This window comes from Curtobacterium sp. PhB190, from assembly GCF_004365385.1.
Classification (GTDB): domain Bacteria; phylum Actinomycetota; class Actinomycetes; order Actinomycetales; family Microbacteriaceae; genus Curtobacterium.
In genome coordinates this window covers 90,819-108,270 of record NZ_SODN01000007.1, presented here as the reverse complement: position 1 = coordinate 108,270, position 17,452 = coordinate 90,819, and the positions used below count along the sequence as shown (strand labels likewise).

Genomic DNA, 17,452 nt, shown 5'->3' with positions numbered 1-17,452 from the left:
CGGTAGCAGGCGGCGGTTTTCGTCGCAGCCCGGCCAGTTCTCGATTTGGTGCTTGTGGAGGGGTGAGCGCGTGTCGTATCGTTCGGCGGACAAGTTGTTCGTTGGGTAGTAACCAGCGGATCCAGGCCACCAATGGAGGTGGCAGATGGAGGCCTTCAATGAAGAAAGTCGTCACACGAGCAGCGATCGCTGCCGCGTCAATCACGCTCCTCGCGGGGTCGCTCACCGCGTGCTCGAACGGATCCCAGGCATCGTCGTCGGGAGGCGGCGGATCCGCGACGAACGCGAAGATCGGGCTGCTGCTGCCCGACTCGGTCACGGCACGGTTCGCCAGTGCCGACCGTCCGCTCTTCACCGACCGCATCAAGGAGAAGTGCCCGGACTGCTCGGTGCTCTACCAGAATGCCGGCGGCGACGCGTCGAAGCAGCAACAGCAGGCCCAGGCGATGCTCACGCAGGGCGTCAAGGTGCTCGTCCTCGATGCGTTCGACGGCGAGGCAGCCGCCTCGATCGTCAGCTTGGCGAAGTCGAAGAACGTCCCGGTCATCTCGTACGACCGGCTGATCAACTCGGGCGATGTCAGCGCCTACATCTCCTTCGACAACAACAAGGTCGGCGAACTGCAGGCGACCGCGCTCGTCGACCGGATGAAGGACCTCGGCATCGCAGACGATGCGGGCGTCCTCGAGGTCAACGGCTCGCCGACTGACAACAACGCCTCCCAGTTCAAGGCCGGCGCGCAATCGGTGCTCTCCACCACCAGCTACGACGTCCTCGGCGAGTACGACACCCCCGGTTGGGACCCTGCCAAGGCGCAGAGCTGGGCGGCGGGCCAGATCTCCAAGGTCGGCGTCGACAACATCAAGGGGATCTACGCGGCGAACGACGACACCGCGGGCGGCGTGATCTCCGCGATGCAGGCGGCGGGCGCGACGGATCTCCCGCCCATCACCGGCCAGGATGCGACGCTCGCAGGACTGCAGCGGATCCTCGCCGGCAAGCAGTACATGACCGTCTACAAGGCGTTCAAGCCGGAGGCAGAGGGAGCGGCTGACCTGGCACTGGAACTCGCGGCGGGCAAGAAGGCCTCCACCACGAGCACCGTGAAGACCGCCAGCGGCAAGACCGTGCCGTCGGTGATCCTCACGCCGGTGGCCGTCACCGCGGACAACATCAAGGACACGGTCGTGAAGGACGGACTCTTCACCGCGAAGGACATCTGCACCACGCAGCTCGCCGACGCATGCACGAAGTACGGCATCAAGTGACCCGCAGGGAGGGGGACGCACTTCCGTCTCCCTCCCCTGAAGCCAAGGAGTCCCCCGTGACCATCGCGGAACCCACACCCGTCCCCGTCCAGAAGGACCTGGTGATGTCCCTCCAGGGCATCAGCAAGCGGTTCGGTGCCGTCCAGGCGCTCTCCGGGATCGACTTCGACGTCCACGCGGGCGAAGTCGTCGCCCTCGTCGGCGACAACGGCGCGGGGAAGAGCACCTTCGTCAAGATCCTCGCCGGCGTCTACACCCCGGACGAAGGAACCATCACCTTCGAGGGCGAGCCCGTCCACATCGGTTCGCCGGCGGCTGCGCAGGCGCTCGGGATCGCGACGGTCTTCCAGGACCTCGCACTCGCCGACAACCTCGACGTCGTGTCGAACCTGTTCCTCGGGCGCGAGGTCTCGCACTTCGTCCTCGACGAAGAGGAGATGGAGCGGAAGTCCTGGGAGCTGCTCCGACAGCTCTCGGCTCGGATCCCGTCCGTCCGCATTCCCATCGCGTCGCTCTCCGGCGGTCAGCGGCAGACCGTCGCGATCGCCCGGTCGTTGATCGGCGACCCGAAGATCGTCATCCTCGACGAGCCGACGGCCGCGCTCGGCGTCGCGCAGACCGCCGAGGTCCTGAACCTCGTCGAACGCCTCCGCGACCGCGGCCACGGCGTCGTGCTGATCAGCCACAACCTCGCCGACGTCCGAGCCGTCGCCGACCGCGTCGCAGTGCTCCGCCTCGGCCGCAACAACGGTGACTTCACCGTTGCCGACGTCAGTTACGAGGACATCATCGCCGCGATCACCGGCGCCACCGACAACGCCGTCACCCGTCGCGCCGCCGCGCAATCCGAACGAGAGACAGACCGATGAGCAGCACCCGCCAGAGCAAGCGGCCACGAGGCACCTCTCCGGACCCCGTCACCATGAGCACACCGACCTCCCGCGCCGCAGCAGACCTGCAGGACGAACGGCTGTTGCGCGAAGAAGGCGTTCGCGGCGCGATCACCAGCTTCAGTCGCCGGGTCCGCGCAGGCGACCTGGGAAGTCTCCCGGTCGTGGTGGGGCTCGTCGTCATCTGGGTCGCCTTCGGTCTCCTGACGCCCGGCGGGAGCTTCCTCTACGCGACGAACCTCGTCGACCTGGCCGTCCAGTGCGCCGCGGCCGGCACGATCTCCATCGGGATCGTCCTGGTGCTCCTGCTCGGCGAGATCGACCTCTCGGTCGGTTCCGTCAGTGGTCTCGCCGCAGCGATCCTCGGCGTCGGGCTCACACAGCTGCACTGGCCGCTCATCGCGGTGATCGCAGTCGCACTCGGCGTCGGAGCCCTCATCGGCCTGCTGTACGGCCTCCTGTACACGCGGTTCGGTGTCCCCAGCTTCGTCATCACACTCGCTGGGCTCCTCGCGTTCCTCGGTGTGCAGCTGCTCGTCCTCGGCCAGAACGGCTCGATCAACCTGCCGACGGAGTCCTTCATCGTGCAGTTCGCGCTGTTCTCCTACCTGCCACCCTGGCTCGTCTACGTGCTCGCGGCGCTGGCGGCTGGCGGCACCCTGTTCGCGGACCTCCGGCGAGATGCCCGACGAGCCCGGGCAGGGCTGTCGACGGGCTCGAAGTCGCTCGTCGTCCTCAAGGCGGCGCTGCTGCTCATCGGACTCAGCGCGATCGGTTGGTACCTCTCGACCGACCGCGGCACCGGGACGTCCTTCGTGTTCTTCGTCCTGCTGGTCGTCGTGATGAACTACCTGGTGAAGCGGACGAAGTGGGGCCGGTCGATCTACGCAGTCGGCGGCAACGTCGAAGCCGCCCGCCGGTCCGGCATCAAGGTGCGCCTCGTGTACATCTCGGTGTTCATGCTCTGCTCGGTGTTCGCCGTCATCGGCGGGCTCCTCGCATCGGCACACCTCTCGGCCGCGACGCTGAGTTCGGGTGGCGGCGACGTCAACCTCAACGCGATCGCAGCGGCGGTCATCGGCGGGACCAGCCTCTTCGGTGGACGCGGCAACATCTGGTCCGCACTGCTCGGCGTCATCGTGATCCAGTCGATCGCGAACGGCCTGAACCTGCTGAACTTCGAGGACTACACCCGCTACATCGTCACCGGGGCCGTCCTGCTCCTCGCGGTGATCATCGACTCCCTCTCCCGCCGCTCCCGAGCGAGCCACGGAGCCGCCTGACCGCGCGTGGCGCGAAGACGGGCCGCGGATGGACGGGAGGCCCGGTGCCAGCTGGCACCGGGCCTCCCGTCCGCGCGTCAGCGCTCCGGAGCCTCGGCAGCGATCACCACGCGACGTGCGTCGGTGAGACCCGTTCCCAGAACGCCGACGCGGCGAACCCGGATCAAGCCTCGGCTCCGCCTCCAGGATTCGAACCCGGACCTAACGGCACCAAAGGCCGTCGTGCTGCCATTACACCAAGGCGGAACGCACCCGTGGGTGCACGTCCATCCTCCCATGACCGACGAGGCTGGCCGTCCGCCCCGGGTTCGGCCAAGATGGAGGGATGCCGCACCAGGACGAGGTCGACCGGATCGTCGCGGCGTGGGGTCGTGAGCGTGCCGACCTCGACTTCGGCCCGCTCGAGGTCCTGTCCCGCGTCGACCGGCTCGCGCGGCACCTGGACCGCGCGCGGCGAGCAGCGTTCGACGCGGGTGACATGGAGCCGTGGGAGTTCGACGTCCTCTCGGCCCTGCGGCGGGCGGGTGAGCCGTACGAGCTGAGCCCGAAGACCCTGCTGCAGCAAACCCTGGTGTCGAGCGGCACGATGACGAACCGTGTTGACCGGCTCACGGCGCGGGGCTTCGTGGGGCGACGGACCGACCCGAGGGACGGCCGCGGCATCCTCGTGTCGCTGACGGGCAAGGGCCGAGTGGCGGTGGACGCGGCGATCGCGGACCTGCTGGCCGCCGAACGCGACATCCTGTCCGGGGTCTCCGCCGACGAGCAGGGCCAATTGGCCGGGCTGCTCCGCCGACTCATCCTGGGTCTCGGGGACTAGCCTCCGGGCCATGCACGCGATCACCCTGGCCGTCGCCGACGTCGCACGATCGGCGGACTTCTACCGCGCCCTGCTCGGGATCGAGGGCAGCGGCGTCATCGGCACCGAGTACCCGCCGACCGAGACCGAGGCGGGTGGCACCACGGCGATGTTCACCCTGGACGACGGTCTGATCGTCAGCGTCTACGGGCGGGACGACATGGCGAAGGACTCCGGGCTGGCACTCGCGACGGCACCGAGCAGCACGATCGGGCACTTCGTCGACAGTCAGGCCGACGCCGAAGCGTTCCTCGACCGGGCCCGGATCGCCGGCGCGACGATGCTCGCGGCGCCGTACACGCGGCCGTGGGGCATGTGGTCCGGCTTCTTCCAGGACCCGGACGGCCACCTGTGGGAGGTCGTCGCGAACCCCGGCGGCGGGGCCCCCGAGGATGCGAAGCCAGCGGAGTAGACCCGCTCAGACCCCGAGCAGCTCCGCGACCTCGAGCCAGCGCTCCTCGAGCTGCTCGATCTCGGCCTCGTGCGCGGCGAGCTTCGCCTGCAGCTCCCCGAGCCCGGCGTAGTCCGACTGGTCGTGGGTGGCGAAGTCGTCGAGCAGCTTCTTCCGGTCCGCGCCGACCTTCGCGATCTTGCGGTCCAGCGCCGACATCTCCTTCTCGGCCGTCCGACGCTCCGCGCCCGACAGGCCCGAGGCCGCCGCAGCCGACGCGCCGGAACCGGCCGACGCACTGGATCCGGCCACGGCACCGGCCGAGCCGGTCCCGCCTGCGGTGTCGGGCCTCCCGGCAGACGCGGCGGCAGCCGCAGAAGCGGTCCCGCCACCGGTGCCGGCCGCACGCAGCCGCATGTACTCGTCGACGCCGCCGGGCAGGTGCCGCAGGTGCCCGCCGAGCACGGCGTACTGCTGGTCGGTGACGCGCTCGAGCAGGTACCGGTCGTGGGAGACGACCAGCAGGGTGCCCGGCCAGGTGTCGAGCAGGTCCTCCATGGCGGCGAGCATGTCGGTGTCGAGGTCGTTGGTGGGCTCGTCGAGGATCAGCACGTTCGGCTCGTCGAGCAGGATGAGCATGAGCTGCAGGCGGCGCTTCTGGCCACCGGACAGGTCCTTGACCGGCGTGGAGAGCTGCTCCGCCGTGAAGCCGAGACGTTCGAGCAGCTGCGCCGGCGTCATCTCCTTGCCGTCCGCGACGTAGCTCGTCTTCTTGCGGGCGACCACCTCGCGCACGCGATCGTTCGCGAACTGGGCCAGGTCGGCGAGCTGCTGGTCGAGGATCGCGACCTGCACCGTCTTGCCCGTCTTCACGCGGCCGCTCGTCGGCGCGAGCGTACCGGAGACGAGGTTGAGCAGCGTCGACTTGCCGGCACCGTTCGGGCCGAGGATGCCGGTCCGCTCCCCCGGTGCGATGCGCCACTCGATGCGGTCGAGGATCTGGGTGCCGTCGAACGAGACGCTGACGTCGAGCAGGTCGACGACGTCCTTGCCGAGGCGGGCGGTCGCCGTCTTCGCCAGCGCGACCGTGTCGCGGATCGGCGGGACGTCGTCGATCAGGGCGTTCGCGGCGTCGATGCGGAACTTCGGCTTGCTCGTCCGAGCCGGTGCGCCGCGGCGCAGCCACGCGAGCTCCTTGCGGGCCAGGTTCTGGCGGCGCTGCTCGCTGGCGGCTGCCTGCCGGTCGCGCTCGACGCGCTGCAGGATGTACGCCGCGTAGCCGCCCTCGAACGGGTCGACGACGCCATCGTGGACCTCCCACGTGTCGGTCGACACCGCGTCGAGGAACCACCGGTCGTGCGTCACGACCACCATCCCGCCCTGGTTCGACGACCAGCGACGGTTGATGTGCTCGGCGAGCCACTGGATGCCCTCGACGTCGAGGTGGTTCGTGGGCTCGTCGAGGAACAGGACGTCCCAGTCGCCGACGAGCAGCCGCGCGAGTGCCACGCGGCGGCGCTGGCCACCGGACAGCTCGTCGACGCTGACGTCCCACGGGATGTCCGACACCAGGCCGCCGATGACGTCGCGGATCTTCGGGTCGCCGGCCCACTCGTGCTCTTCGAGGTCGCCGACGACGGTGCTGCCGACGGTCGCGCCCTCGGGCAGGATGTCGCGCTGGTCCAGGTAGCCGACGGTCAACCCGCGGCGGTGCGTGACACGGCCGTCGTCGGGTTCGAGGCGCTGGGACAGCAGCGCGAGGAGGGTCGACTTGCCGTCGCCGTTGCGTCCGACCACGCCGATCCGGTCCCCCTCGTCGATGCCGAGGGTGACGTTGTCGAAGACGACCTTGGTGGGGAACTCGAGATGCAGGTTCTCGGCGCCGAGGAGATGAGCCACGCGTCAAGGGTAGGCGGCGTGGCGGGGTGGTCGGTGCGGGGGGGGGTGTGGGTGGGGTCGGCCGGGGCCGGGGCGGGCGCACGGTGCGGGCTTGTTCGAGTGGTGCGAGGTTGACCGCTCGGTGCGAGGTTGTAGCGGCGCACGGAGTGGGCAACCTCGCACCAGCCGACCGACCGCGCACGGTGCGACGGTGCGACGGCGCATCGGTGCGTCGGCCTGGAAGCGCGGGTCAGCGCGGTCGCACGGTGCGGGCTTCGGCAGGTGGTGCGAGGTTGACCGCTCGGTGCGAGGTTGTAGCGGCGCACGGAGCGCACAACCTCGCACCGGCCGACCGACCGCGCACGGTGCGCCCGTCGCGTCGGTGCGCCGGCGCGTCGACCTGGAGGCCCGGGTCAGCTCGCGGGGGCCGGCGCGGCTCCGGCGGTCGGGTACGTCAGTTCGCCGGAGCGGCGTCGCCCTCGCCGGCGGCTTCCTTCGCGCGCTTCAGGCGAGCCTGCGCCTCCCAGTACTCGATCTCGCGCTCGAGCTCGGCGAGCTCCTGCTCCGTGCCGCTGATGCGCTTGGCGCCGTGGGCGTTGCGGGCATCGCCGAGGGTGGCGTACCGGTCCTCGTGACGGGCGGGCTCGATGTAGCGGCCGTGGTTTCGCTCACCCGGGGCCCAGTCGTGGCCGATGGCGAACCAGACGATGCTGCCGACGACGGGGACCAGGATCACGAGGATCACCCACGCGATCTTCGGCAGTCCGCGGATCTGGTCGTCGTTCTTCGTCAGGATGTCGATCAGGGCGAAGACCAGCAGGATGACGGTGATCCCGGGCAGCAAGACGCTCATGTTCGCGATTCTATGGAGAACCTGAGGGCTGTCGCCACGCCCCGAACGCGTGCCGGTGTTGCGATCCGGCCACGGTCAGCTGCGGGGCCGTACAGGGTCGACGTCCGTGCGGTGCTGGGCTGCGAGACAGCGCCGGGCGAGCACGGTGCGACGCACCGACCACAAGAACTGGGCACCCGTGAACAGACTTCCGGTCAGGTAGACCGGCCAGAAGGCCGTCCCCGCGACGCCGATCGACGACCAGACGACGAGCAACCCGGCCTGCATCGGGAGTGCGGCACCGCTCGCCAGGTCGGTCGCGACGGCGTCGACCACGATCCGTCGATCCGCCGGCGCGTCCGCCTGGCCGACCGCCGCACGGGAGACCGCACGCTGCTCACGCTGCAACAAGGACGCGACGACCTGCTCACGGACGACGGTGCGTCCTGCACGGCGCCGGAGCCGGACGGCTCGGATGATCTCCACCACCAGGATGAGCACCGCGATGCTGAGTCCGACGGTCGAGAGCATCAGCCGTGCATCGGAGTCCGGGGGCAGCGCGACGCCGACGAGCACCAGCAGCGCGATCACGAGGGCCACCGCCAGGACGAACCCGCGGATGGGCAGGTCACGACGATCACGCGACTGCGCGAGGTACGCCTTCGCCCGGATCTCCGCGTCGGCCCACCGCCGATCGGCGGCCGTCTGTGCTTCGGTCACCGATCTGAGCGAACCAGCTCGACCTGAGCATCCGTCACAGGGCGGCGACCCACTCGTCCGTGCCGTCGGTGAACCGCTGGTGCTTCCAGATCGGCACTCGCTCCTTCACCAGGTCGACCAGCTCCCCGCACGCTGCGAACGCCTGCGCCCGGTGCGACGACGCCACCGCTGCGGCGAGCGCGACGTCCCCGATGCCGAGCGACCCGACGCGGTGCAGCACGGCGATCCGGACGTCGGGATGGGCGTCGGCGATGGTGCGGGCGACCTCGGCGATGACGTCGCCGGCGCTGGGGTGTCGCTCGTAGTCGAGCGCGGTGACGCCCTTGCCGCCGTCGTGGTCGCGGACGACGCCGGCGAACGTGACGACCGCGCCGTCCTGGTCGGTGGCGACGACGGCGGAGACCTCGTCGACGGTGATCCCCCGGTCGACGACGTCAGCGAGCACGACACGCGCGTCCGGTGCCGGGGACGGGGCCGGCGACGCGCTCACGACGCACTCCGCGGCGCGTGGCCCTCGCCGTGCACCTGCGCGAGCACGTGCTCGACCAATCCGTCGAGCACGGCCAGTCCGTCCGCCACCCCGCCGCGCGACCCGGGCAGCGTGACGATCAGGGATCCGCCGGTGCTGATGCCGGCGATGCCGCGGCTCAGCAGTGCGGTCGGACCGGCCCCCGCGAGCCCGCGACGACGGACCTCTTCGAGGACACCGGGCAGCTCCAGGTCGATGAGGGGCGCGACGGCCTCGGGCGTCCGGTCGGTCGGGGTGACGCCGGTGCCGCCGGTCGTGATGACGATCCGGGCCCCGGCCAGCAGTTCGGCGGTCACGGTCTCGGTGATCGCCCCGCCGTCGGGGACGATCACGGGCTCGGCGACGGTGAAGTCCCGCTCGCGCAGCCACCCCGCGATGACGGGCCCGGTGCGGTCGAGTGCCGGATCGGCGGCGGCCTGCGTGGACACCACCACGACGGCGGCACGGCCCCTGGTCGGCTGCGAGGTCATCGGTTGCTCCAGTCTCCGGACCGACCGCCGTGCTTCTCGAGCACTCGGACGTCCGTGATCGAGGCCGCCCGGTCGACGGCCTTCACCATGTCGTACACGGTCAGCGCGGCGACGCTCGCGCCGGTCAGCGCTTCCATCTCGACGCCGGTGCGCGAGGTCGTGCGGACCGAGACCTCGATCAGCACGCGGTCGTCGGCGCCGGTGATGTCGACCTGCACCCCGGCGATGGGGAGCGGGTGGCAGAGCGGGATGAGGTCGGAGGTCTTCTTCACGGCCATGATCGCGGCGATGCGGGCGGTGCCGATGACCTCGCCCTTCGGCAGGGAGCCGTCGAGGATGCGAGCGACGACATCGGGCCGGGTGACGAGCGTGGCGGTGGCGGTCGCCGAGCGGTCGGTCACGTCCTTCGCGGACACGTCGACCATGTGCGCGGAGCCGTCGGCGCGCACGTGCGACAGCTCGGCCGCGTCGGACGGATCGGCCTGCTCGGACGGACCCGACTGATCGGACGGACCTGATTGATCGGACGTGTCGACGGGTGCGGTCATCGGAGGCTCCAGACGGTCAGGACGTCACCGGGTTCGACGGCGTCGGCCCCCACCGGGACGTGGACGAGGTGCGTGGCGGCGGCGTAGTGCGCGAGCAGGTGGGAACTCGGTCCGCCCACGAAGTGGACGACCCCGTCGGCCACCCGTCCACGCCGCACCTGGTGCTTGCCACCCGGTGACTGCGCAGCCGAAGCAGCGGGCAGGTGCAGCACGGGGCGGTCGGCCGGCAGCCCGACGAGGGGCGCGAGCAGCGGACGGAGGAAGACCTCGAACGAGACGAGCGCCGACACCGGGTTGCCGGGGAACGACACCACCGGCACCGGTCGACCGGCGAGCTCCACGCTGCCGAACGCCTGCGGCCCGCCGGGCTGCATCGCGACCGGGGTGACGGCGAGCCCGCGGGGTTCGAGTGCCTGCCGCACGACCTCGTACGCACCGGCACTGATGCCCCCGGTGGTGAGCACGAGGTCGGCCCAGTCCCCCACGGCGTCGTCGAGCGCGGTGACGAACGCGTCGACGTCGTCGGGAACCCGGACCGTGCGGGACGAAGCACCGACCTCGGCGAGCGCCGCCTGCAGCGCGATGCCGTTCGCGTCGCCGATCGTCGCCGCGTCGGTGTCCGCGCCCTGCAGCTCGGACCCCGTCGAGACCACAAGCACCCGCAGTGGTCGACTAACCTGCACGGTGGACACACCGGCGGCTGCGAGCGCACCGAGCAGGGCGGGGGTGATCGGCGCTCCGGTCGGAGCGATGGATGCACCGAGGGCCAGGTCGCTGCCGGTCGCCCGCACGAAGGTGCCCGGCACGAGGTCAGCGGGCACCGTGACGTGCACCAGTTCGAGCGCAGCCGGGAAGGACCCCGGCGACGTGGCCTCCACCGGGAAGACGGCATCGGCGCCGTCAGGGATCCGCGCGCCGGTCATGATCGGTGCCGCTGTGCCGGCGGAGAGCGGTGCGGGGACGACCCCGGCGGGGATGGGCGCGACGACCCGGACGTCCTGCCCGGCATCGGCCACCCGGACCGCGAAGCCGTCCATCTGACTGTTGTCGAAGGGCGGCAACGGGACCGGTGCGGCAACGGGTGCAGCGAGCACGCGGTGCCCGTGACCGGCACGGCCGTCGACGGCCAGGTCGTCGATCCGCCACGACGCACCCCCGAGGCCCGCCAGGACCGGCGCGAGCAGCGCTGCCAGGTCGTCGCGGTGCTGACCGATCGTTCGCACAGGTGCCTCCGAACAGGGATGGTGTCGCCGCTCCCGGTTCGTCCGGGGCCGGCGTCAGTAGCGTATCCAGCGCGCAGACCGCGCCGACGACCTTTCGGAGGACCTGTGGAGAACGACGAAGCCGTGACGATCGGTGTCATCGGGGGCTCCGGCCTCTACCAGCTGTTCGAGGAGGGGACCGCCGAGGAGCTGGACGTGCCGACGCCGTTCGGCCCGACGTCGAGCCCGATCAGCATCGGCACGATGTCCGGCCGTCGGGTCGCGTTCCTCACCCGGCACGGTCGTGAGCACTCCGTCGCGCCGCACCGCATCAACCACCGCGCGAACCTCTGGGCGCTCCGCTCCCTGGGCGTCCGGGCGATCGTGTCCTCGAGCGCCGTCGGTGGTCTGCACCCCGACTACGCCCCGGGCACCTTCGTCGTGACCGACCAGCTCATCGACCGCACCTTCGGCCGCGCGGACACGTTCTTCGAGGAGGACGTCCAGCACCTGTCGTTCGCCGACCCGTTCGACCCGACGCTGCGCCGCGCGGCCGTCGACGCGATCGCAGCACTCGATGTGCCGTTCCGTCCGACCGGCACGTGCGTGGTCATCCAGGGCCCCCGCTTCTCGACGCGCGCCGAGTCCGTCTGGCTGCGCGAGGCCGGCGGCCACACCATCAACATGACGATGACCCCCGAGGTCCCGCTCGCCGCCGAGCTCGGCATCGCGACGGTCAACCTGTCGTTCGTCACCGACGCCGACGCCGGCCTGGCCCCGACCGAGGACGAAGCCGCAGCCGCAGCCGCCCACGCGGCCACGGCGGACGCAGCGGCCACGGCGGGCACAGCGGCCACGGGCGACGCAGCCGACGACGCCGGCGCACCCGTCACACACGCCCTCGTGATGGAGCGTCTCGCCCGCGCCAACGAGGTGATCGTCCGCGCCATCGGCGGGATCGTCGGCGCGATCCCCGCCGACTTCACGCCGCGCGAACTCGTCCCGGCGAGCGCCAGCGCCAGCATCGTGCAGACCCAGCCCACCGCCGCGACCACGGGACCCACCGCATGACCCGCCTGCTCGTCACCGGCGGCGCCGGCTTCATCGGCTCCGCGATCGTCCGCCGCGCGCTGGCCGACGGCCACGAGGTCCGCGTCCTCGACTCCCTCCGCGACGACGTCCACGGCGATCCCGGCGAGGTCGTGCGCGCGCACCAGCAGCAGGGCATCGAGTTCGTGCACGGCGACGTCCGCGACCGGGTCTCGCTCGACGCCGCGCTCGACGGCGTCGACGTCGTCTGCCACCAGGCCGCCAAGGTCGGCCTCGGCGTCGACTTCCAGGACGCCCCCGACTACGTCTCGTCGAACGACGCCGGCACCGCGTACGTCCTCGCCGGCATGGACCGGCACGACATCGGCCGACTCGTCGTCGCGAGCTCGATGGTCGTCTACGGCGAGGGCGCCTACACGACGTCCGACGGCGAGCCCGTCCGTCCGCCGGCCCGCCGCCGCGAGGACCTCGACGCCGGTCGCTTCGACCCGATCGGCGCGGACGGTCACCCCCTGCTGCCCGGACTGATCGACGAGTCCGCCGCGCTCGACCCCCGCAACGTGTACGCGCAGACGAAGGTCGCGCAGGAGCACCTGGCCTCGAGCTGGGCGCGCGCGACGGGCGGGCGGGCGATCGCGCTCCGCTACCACAACGTCTACGGACCCGGCATGCCCGCGAACACCCCCTACGCCGGTGTCGCCTCACTGTTCCGCTCGGCACTGGCCCGCGGCGAGGCCCCCCGCGTCTTCGAGGACGGCGCCCAGCGTCGTGACTTCGTGCACGTCGACGACGTCGCCGGAGCGAACGCCGCCTCGATCGCCGCGACCGCCGACCTGCCCGCCGACTCGTTCCGCGCGTACAACGTCGGGTCCGGCGTCGTGCACACGATCGGCGACATGGCCGCGGCGATCGCGGGCCCCGACGGCCCCCAGCCGGTCGTCACGGGCGAGTACCGCCTGGGCGACGTCCGCCACGTCACGGCGAGCTCGGACCGCATCGCCGACGAGCTCGGCTGGCGCGCCGAGGTCGACTTCGCGGCCGGCATGCGCGACTTCGCGACCGCTCCCCTCCGGAGCGCCGTCCAGTAGCCCCACTTCGTGAGCAGGAATGGTCGGGTCGCCGGACGCGACCCGACCATTCCTGCTCACCAAGCGAGCGCACCGCGCGCCCCGCGCGCCCCGCGCCCAGCGCAACCACGCGGCGGACGCGACCGGACCAGAACGCCCGCCACGGACCTCCCGTCCGCCTGTCCCCCGTTCTGGGGACCCCGCCCCGAAACAGTGCGCTGACTGACCATCGGGTACAGATTTCCTGTACCCCGACGCGCGTCGTCGTGTTACGTCGAGTGCATGACAGGACACACCCGTCGATCTGACGACCGGCACCGAATGACGGACATGAGTGTCGACGTCATCCTCCCGTGCCTCGACGAGGCCGATGCCCTGCCGAAGGTGATCGCACGCCTGCCGGAGGGCTACCGCGCGATCGTGGTGGACAACGGCTCGACCGACGGTTCCGCCGACGTCGCCCGCGCCCACGGCGCCCTCGTCGTCACGGAACCGGTGAAGGGCTTCGGCTCCGCCTGCGCCGCGGGCGTCGCGGCCGCCACCGCTGACTTCGTCGCATTCTGCGACGCGGACGCCTCGATGGACCCCGCCGAACTGCCGCCGCTGGTCGACCGCGTCGCGAGCGGCCGCGTCGACCTGGCGCTCGGACGACGTGTCCCGACGAGCAAGGGCGCCTGGGCGCCGCACGCACGGTTCGCGAACCGCGTCCTCGCCGTCCTCATGCACCGCGCGACCGGCTACCGCCTGCGCGACCTCGGCCCGATGCGCGTCATGCGCCGCGAGGACCTCGTCGCCCTGGACCTGCAGGACCGCCGCAGCGGCTACCCGCTCGAGATGGTGCTGGCCGCGCACGCGGCGGGCTGGCGCGTCGACGAGTCCGACATCGGCTACGCGCAGCGCATCGGCGACAGCAAGGTGACCGGGACGCTCCGCGGCACGATCAACGCGGTCCGCGACATGACCCGCCTGCTGCGTGCGTACCGCCGGGAGGCCCGTGTCCGGGTCGTCGCACCGGCGTCCGTCCGCCACGTGGCCGGCTCCACCGCCGCGACCGGTTCCGCGGCACGGCCCGACTCCGCACCCGTCACCGCCTCGGTCGAGGGGACGCGCGCATGACCGCCGGCATCACCGTGGCCGTGGTCGCGAAGGAGTGCCTGCCCGGCAAGGTGAAGACCCGGCTGACCCCGGCGCTCTCCCCCGAGGGTGCCGCCCGTGTGGCGTCCGCGAGCCTCGCCGACACCCTGTCGACCGTCCGCGCCCTGCCCGCAGAGCGCCGCGTGCTGTTCTTCGACGGTGACGTCGTCCCGGAGTCGGCCGAGGGCTTCGACGTCCTCCACCAGCCCGGCGGCGGGCTCGACGAGCGCCTCGGGTTCCTGTTCGACGCCATCGACGGCCCGTTGCTGCTCGTCGGGATGGACACCCCGCAGGTGTCCACCGACGCACTCGCCCCGGTGTTCGACCAGCCCGAGCGCGACGCGTGGTTCGGCCCCGCCGAGGACGGCGGCTTCTGGTCGCTCTACCTGCAGGCCCCGACCGGCGACCTGCTCCGGGGCGTCCCGATGTCGCAGGACGACACCGGCGCCGTCCAGCTCGCACGTCTGACCGACGCCGGCCTCGACGTCGGGATCCTCGGCGAGCTGCTCGACGTCGACACGATGCCCGACGCCGAACGCGTCGCCGAACTCGCGCCGGACTCCGGCTTCACCCAGGCACTCCGTGCCGAGACCGCGGGGAGTCTCCGATGACCATGCACGCACCCGTCTCCTTCGGCGCCGGCGGCGGCGAGCCGTACGCCCGGGCACTGCGCTCGGACGGACGGCTCCGGCTGACCGACCCGGACCGCCCCGACGTCGTCACGACGATGGACGTCGGCCGGTGGAGCGCCGCGGCCGACCGGGTCGACCGCTCGCTGCTCGACGACGCCGACGGCCCCGTGATCGACATCGGCTGCGGCCCCGGGCGGATGCTCGTCGCCGCGCGCAACCGCGGCATCCCCGCACTCGGCGTGGACGTCTCCGCCGAGGCCGTGGCGATCGCCCAGCGGTCCGGTGGCACCGCGATCCAGGGGTCGGTGTTCGACGCGGTCCCCGACGAGGGGCACTGGGACACCGCCCTGGTCATCGACGGCAACATCGGCATCGGTGGCGACCCCGCCGCCCTGCTCGAGCGCTGCGCCGAGATCGTCCGCGCCGGTGGCCGGGTGATCGTCGAGACGAACCCCGACCCGCTGGCCGACCGGGTGTACACCGCCCGCGTGGTGGACGCCGACGGCCACGAGAGCGCCGGGTTCCCCTGGGCCGAGGTCGGACTCGACGCGCTGCACCGGCACGCGGCGGACGCCGGCCTCGTGGCGCGGCAGAGCTGGACGGTCGCGGGCCGGAGCTTCTGCGAGCTCATGGCCTGATCACGCACGTTCGTGCACTTGTTTTGCATCATGCAAGACAGTCACGTACGGTCGAGCACATGACGAACAGCACCTTCCCGCTCGGCGGCACCTTCGTGTCCGGACTCCGCGGCCGTGACGAGCGCGGGTCCTTCACGGGCACCCGCTCCACCGACTCGGTCGGCACCTACACGGGTGCGCCGATCACCGGACGCCTCGGGCGCTTCACCGACGTGCAGCGGTCGCGTCCCGGCACCTGGACCGCGTCCACCCGCACCGCGACGGGCTCGTTCCGCACGGCGACCGGCTCGTTCCGCACCGCCTGAGCCGTGCCGTCGACCCGGTCGGCGGACACGGCTCAGGCCGCGCTCTGCGGCCCGGGCTGTGCGCCGGCCGGACGCGTCCGGGTGCGCGATGCCAGGATGGACCCATGAACGACCGCGCCGGCACCCCCGCGACCGCAGACGACCTCGTCGACATCGACGCGCTCGTCGCCGCCTACTACGACCGTGTGCCCGATGTCTCCGTCGCCGAGCAGCAGGTCGTGTTCGGCACCTCCGGCCACCGCGGCTCCTCGCTCGACTCCGCCTTCAACGACACCCACATCGCCGCGATCACGCAGGCGATCGTCGAGTACCGGCAGTCGCAGGGCACCGACGGCCCGCTGTTCATCGGGCGCGACACCCACGCCCTGTCCGGCCCCGCCGAGCGCACCGCGCTCGAGGTCCTGGCAGCGAACGGCGTGCACGTCCTGGCCGACAGCGACAACGGCTACGTGCCGACCCCGGCGTTGAGCCACGCGATCATCCGCTACAACCGCGCCGGCAACCCCGACACGGCGGACGGCATCGTCATCACGCCGAGCCACAACCCGCCCCGCGACGGCGGCTTCAAGTACAACCCCCCGCACGGCGGCCCCGCCGACAGCGACGCCACGAGCTGGATCGCCAACCGGGCGAACGCGATCATCGAGGGCGGCAACGCCGAGGTGCAGCGCACCGAGCACGCCACCCCCGACCGCTACGACTTCCTGCACACCTACGTCGCCGACCTCGAGAACATCATCGACATCGCCGCGATCAAGCGTGCCGGGGTGAAGATCGGCGCCGACCCGCTCGGTGGTGCATCGCTGCCGTACTGGAACCTCATCCGCGACCACTACGGGCTCGACCTGACCGTCGTGAACCCGGACGTCGACCCGACCTGGTCGTTCATGACGCTCGACTGGGACGGCAAGATCCGGATGGACCCGTCGAGCCCCTCGGCGATGGCCTCGGTCCTGGCGCACAAGGACGAGTTCGACGTCCTGACGGGCAACGACGCCGACTCCGACCGGCACGGCATCGTCACGCCCGACGGCGGCCTGATGAACCCGAACCACTACCTCGCCGTCGCGATCGAGTACCTCTACGCACACCGTCCGGCCTGGCGCGACGACGCCGCCATCGGCAAGACCCTGGTGTCGTCGAGCATCATCGACCGCGTCGCAGAATCGCTCGGGCGCCGTCTGTGGGAGGTCCCGGTCGGCTTCAAGTGGTTCGTGCCCGGCCTGATCGACGGCTCCGTCGCGTTCGGTGGCGAAGAGTCGGCGGGTGCGTCGTTCCTGCGCACCGACGGCACGGCGTGGACCACCGACAAGGACGGCATCATCCTGGCGCTCCTGGCGTCCGAGATCGTCGCGGTCACCGGCAAGACCCCCTCGCAGCTGTACGTCGAGCTGACCGAGCGCTTCGGTGACCCGGTCTACCAGCGCGTCGACGCCGCGGCCTCGAAGGAGCAGAAGGCACGCCTGTCGAAGCTCGACGGCGACGCCATCACCGCCGAGACCCTGGCGGGCGACCCGATCACCGCGAAGCTGTCGAAGGCCCCCGGCAACGACGCGGCCGTCGGCGGCGTCAAGGTCGTCACCGACAAGGCCTGGTTCGCCGCACGACCGTCCGGTACCGAGGACGTCTACAAGATCTACGCCGAGAGCTTCGTCGGGCAGGAGCACTTGGAGCAGGTGCAGCGCGAGGCCAAGGAGATCGTGGACGCCGCGCTCGGCGCCTAGCCGACCACCCGCAGGACCCGCACTGGCGGCGG

19 protein-coding genes and 1 tRNA gene are annotated in these 17,452 nt (G+C 71.4%); 12 read left to right on the top strand and 8 right to left on the bottom strand.

The window, feature by feature from the left end:
• The first annotated feature begins 158 nt into the window (after positions 1-158).
• The 3 genes from EDF47_RS12975 to EDF47_RS12965 all read left to right on the top strand — a co-directional run bounded on the left by EDF47_RS12975 (position 159) and on the right by EDF47_RS12965 (position 3,441).
• Positions 159-1,268: a substrate-binding domain-containing protein gene (locus EDF47_RS12975; RefSeq protein WP_131846982.1), complete on the top strand. Its 1,110-nt coding sequence runs from the start codon at positions 159-161 to the stop codon at positions 1,266-1,268.
• Between the two features lie 104 nt (positions 1,269-1,372).
• On the top strand, positions 1,373-2,137 hold the full coding sequence (locus EDF47_RS12970) for an ATP-binding cassette domain-containing protein (protein WP_131847029.1): 765 nt from the start codon (positions 1,373-1,375) through the stop codon (positions 2,135-2,137).
• Positions 2,138-2,190: 53 nt separating this feature from the next.
• On the top strand, positions 2,191-3,441 hold the full coding sequence (locus EDF47_RS12965; RefSeq protein WP_131846981.1) for a sugar ABC transporter permease: 1,251 nt from the start codon (positions 2,191-2,193) through the stop codon (positions 3,439-3,441).
• 174 nt (positions 3,442-3,615) lie between these two features.
• Here EDF47_RS12965 and EDF47_RS12960 read toward each other — a convergent pair.
• Positions 3,616-3,687: transfer RNA gene (locus tag EDF47_RS12960), tRNA-Gln, on the bottom strand.
• A gap of 79 nt (positions 3,688-3,766) precedes the next feature.
• On the opposite strand from EDF47_RS12960, the gene EDF47_RS12955 reads away from it, so the two are divergent.
• Positions 3,767-4,261, top strand: a complete 495-nt coding sequence (locus EDF47_RS12955; protein WP_123340195.1) for a MarR family transcriptional regulator — start codon at positions 3,767-3,769, stop codon at positions 4,259-4,261.
• 10 nt (positions 4,262-4,271) lie between these two features.
• Entirely contained in the window at positions 4,272-4,712 is a 441-nt protein-coding gene (locus EDF47_RS12950) for a VOC family protein (RefSeq protein WP_131846980.1), read from the top strand.
• A gap of 6 nt (positions 4,713-4,718) precedes the next feature.
• Here the strand turns inward: EDF47_RS12950 and EDF47_RS12945 are convergent, their stop codons facing one another.
• The 7 genes from EDF47_RS12945 to glp form a co-directional block, all read right to left on the bottom strand.
• A complete protein-coding gene (locus EDF47_RS12945) occupies positions 4,719-6,590 on the bottom strand; it encodes an ABC-F family ATP-binding cassette domain-containing protein (RefSeq protein WP_123293713.1) in 1,872 nt (623 codons plus the stop codon).
• A 433-nt stretch (positions 6,591-7,023) separates the two neighbouring features.
• Positions 7,024-7,422, bottom strand: coding sequence for a PLDc N-terminal domain-containing protein (locus EDF47_RS12940; RefSeq protein ID WP_133938305.1), 399 nt, complete (start codon positions 7,420-7,422; stop codon positions 7,024-7,026).
• A 75-nt stretch (positions 7,423-7,497) separates the two neighbouring features.
• Positions 7,498-8,121, bottom strand: coding sequence for a hypothetical protein (locus tag EDF47_RS12935; RefSeq protein ID WP_131846978.1), 624 nt, complete (start codon positions 8,119-8,121; stop codon positions 7,498-7,500).
• Between the two features lie 34 nt (positions 8,122-8,155).
• Complete coding sequence (locus EDF47_RS20075; protein ID WP_243834058.1) at positions 8,156-8,539, bottom strand: molybdenum cofactor biosynthesis protein MoaE; 384 nt, start codon at positions 8,537-8,539, stop codon at positions 8,156-8,158.
• Between the two features lie 68 nt (positions 8,540-8,607).
• Entirely contained in the window at positions 8,608-9,120 is a 513-nt protein-coding gene (locus tag EDF47_RS20070; protein ID WP_123937576.1) for a molybdopterin-binding protein, read from the bottom strand.
• Positions 9,117-9,545: a cyclic pyranopterin monophosphate synthase MoaC gene (gene moaC / locus EDF47_RS12925; protein WP_235035952.1), complete on the bottom strand. Its 429-nt coding sequence runs from the start codon at positions 9,543-9,545 to the stop codon at positions 9,117-9,119. Before moaC ends, EDF47_RS20070 begins: the two co-directional genes overlap by 4 nt.
• Positions 9,546-9,664: 119 nt before the next feature.
• Positions 9,665-10,891, bottom strand: a complete 1,227-nt coding sequence (gene glp, locus EDF47_RS12920) for a gephyrin-like molybdotransferase Glp (protein WP_133938303.1) — start codon at positions 10,889-10,891, stop codon at positions 9,665-9,667.
• 105 nt (positions 10,892-10,996) lie between these two features.
• Here glp and EDF47_RS12915 point away from each other — a divergent pair, with 105 nt between their 5' ends.
• The 7 genes from EDF47_RS12915 to pgm all read left to right on the top strand — a co-directional run bounded on the left by EDF47_RS12915 (position 10,997) and on the right by pgm (position 17,420).
• Complete coding sequence (locus EDF47_RS12915; RefSeq protein WP_133938301.1) at positions 10,997-11,941, top strand: MTAP family purine nucleoside phosphorylase; 945 nt, start codon at positions 10,997-10,999, stop codon at positions 11,939-11,941.
• Positions 11,938-13,008: an NAD-dependent epimerase/dehydratase family protein gene (locus EDF47_RS12910; RefSeq protein WP_133938299.1), complete on the top strand. Its 1,071-nt coding sequence runs from the start codon at positions 11,938-11,940 to the stop codon at positions 13,006-13,008. The genes EDF47_RS12915 and EDF47_RS12910 overlap by 4 nt, the downstream gene beginning before the upstream one ends.
• 309 nt (positions 13,009-13,317) lie before the next feature.
• Positions 13,318-14,103, top strand: coding sequence for a glycosyltransferase family 2 protein (locus tag EDF47_RS12905; RefSeq protein ID WP_323742915.1), 786 nt, complete (start codon positions 13,318-13,320; stop codon positions 14,101-14,103).
• A complete protein-coding gene (locus EDF47_RS12900) occupies positions 14,100-14,732 on the top strand; it encodes a DUF2064 domain-containing protein (RefSeq protein ID WP_133938297.1) in 633 nt (210 codons plus the stop codon). The genes EDF47_RS12905 and EDF47_RS12900 overlap by 4 nt, the downstream gene beginning before the upstream one ends.
• Complete coding sequence (locus tag EDF47_RS12895; RefSeq protein WP_133938295.1) at positions 14,729-15,391, top strand: methyltransferase domain-containing protein; 663 nt, start codon at positions 14,729-14,731, stop codon at positions 15,389-15,391. Before EDF47_RS12900 ends, EDF47_RS12895 begins: the two co-directional genes overlap by 4 nt.
• 59 nt (positions 15,392-15,450) lie before the next feature.
• Entirely contained in the window at positions 15,451-15,696 is a 246-nt protein-coding gene (locus EDF47_RS12890) for a hypothetical protein (protein ID WP_123293701.1), read from the top strand.
• 104 nt (positions 15,697-15,800) lie between these two features.
• Positions 15,801-17,420 (top strand): phosphoglucomutase (alpha-D-glucose-1,6-bisphosphate-dependent), encoded by a 1,620-nt coding sequence (gene pgm, locus EDF47_RS12885; RefSeq protein WP_131846971.1) that lies wholly within the window; start codon positions 15,801-15,803, stop codon positions 17,418-17,420.
• Positions 17,421-17,452: the final 32 nt, after the last annotated feature.

Coding starts and splice junctions, on each gene's coding strand:
- EDF47_RS12900 (WP_133938297.1), top strand. CDS start 14,100: ATGACCGCCGGCATCACCGTGGCCGTGGTCGCGAAGGAGTGCCTGCCC.
- pgm (WP_131846971.1), top strand. CDS start 15,801: ATGAACGACCGCGCCGGCACCCCCGCGACCGCAGACGACCTCGTCGAC.
- moaC (WP_235035952.1), bottom strand. CDS start 9,545: ATGGTCGACGTGTCCGCGAAGGACGTGACCGACCGCTCGGCGACCGCC.
- EDF47_RS20070 (WP_123937576.1), bottom strand. CDS start 9,120: ATGACCTCGCAGCCGACCAGGGGCCGTGCCGCCGTCGTGGTGGTGTCC.
- EDF47_RS12940 (WP_133938305.1), bottom strand. CDS start 7,422: ATGAGCGTCTTGCTGCCCGGGATCACCGTCATCCTGCTGGTCTTCGCC.
- EDF47_RS12905 (WP_323742915.1), top strand. CDS start 13,318: ATGAGTGTCGACGTCATCCTCCCGTGCCTCGACGAGGCCGATGCCCTG.
- EDF47_RS12965 (WP_131846981.1), top strand. CDS start 2,191: ATGAGCACACCGACCTCCCGCGCCGCAGCAGACCTGCAGGACGAACGG.
- EDF47_RS12910 (WP_133938299.1), top strand. CDS start 11,938: ATGACCCGCCTGCTCGTCACCGGCGGCGCCGGCTTCATCGGCTCCGCG.
- EDF47_RS12975 (WP_131846982.1), top strand. CDS start 159: ATGAAGAAAGTCGTCACACGAGCAGCGATCGCTGCCGCGTCAATCACG.
- EDF47_RS12895 (WP_133938295.1), top strand. CDS start 14,729: ATGACCATGCACGCACCCGTCTCCTTCGGCGCCGGCGGCGGCGAGCCG.
- EDF47_RS12955 (WP_123340195.1), top strand. CDS start 3,767: ATGCCGCACCAGGACGAGGTCGACCGGATCGTCGCGGCGTGGGGTCGT.
- EDF47_RS12950 (WP_131846980.1), top strand. CDS start 4,272: ATGCACGCGATCACCCTGGCCGTCGCCGACGTCGCACGATCGGCGGAC.
- EDF47_RS12970 (WP_131847029.1), top strand. CDS start 1,373: ATGTCCCTCCAGGGCATCAGCAAGCGGTTCGGTGCCGTCCAGGCGCTC.
- EDF47_RS12890 (WP_123293701.1), top strand. CDS start 15,451: ATGACGAACAGCACCTTCCCGCTCGGCGGCACCTTCGTGTCCGGACTC.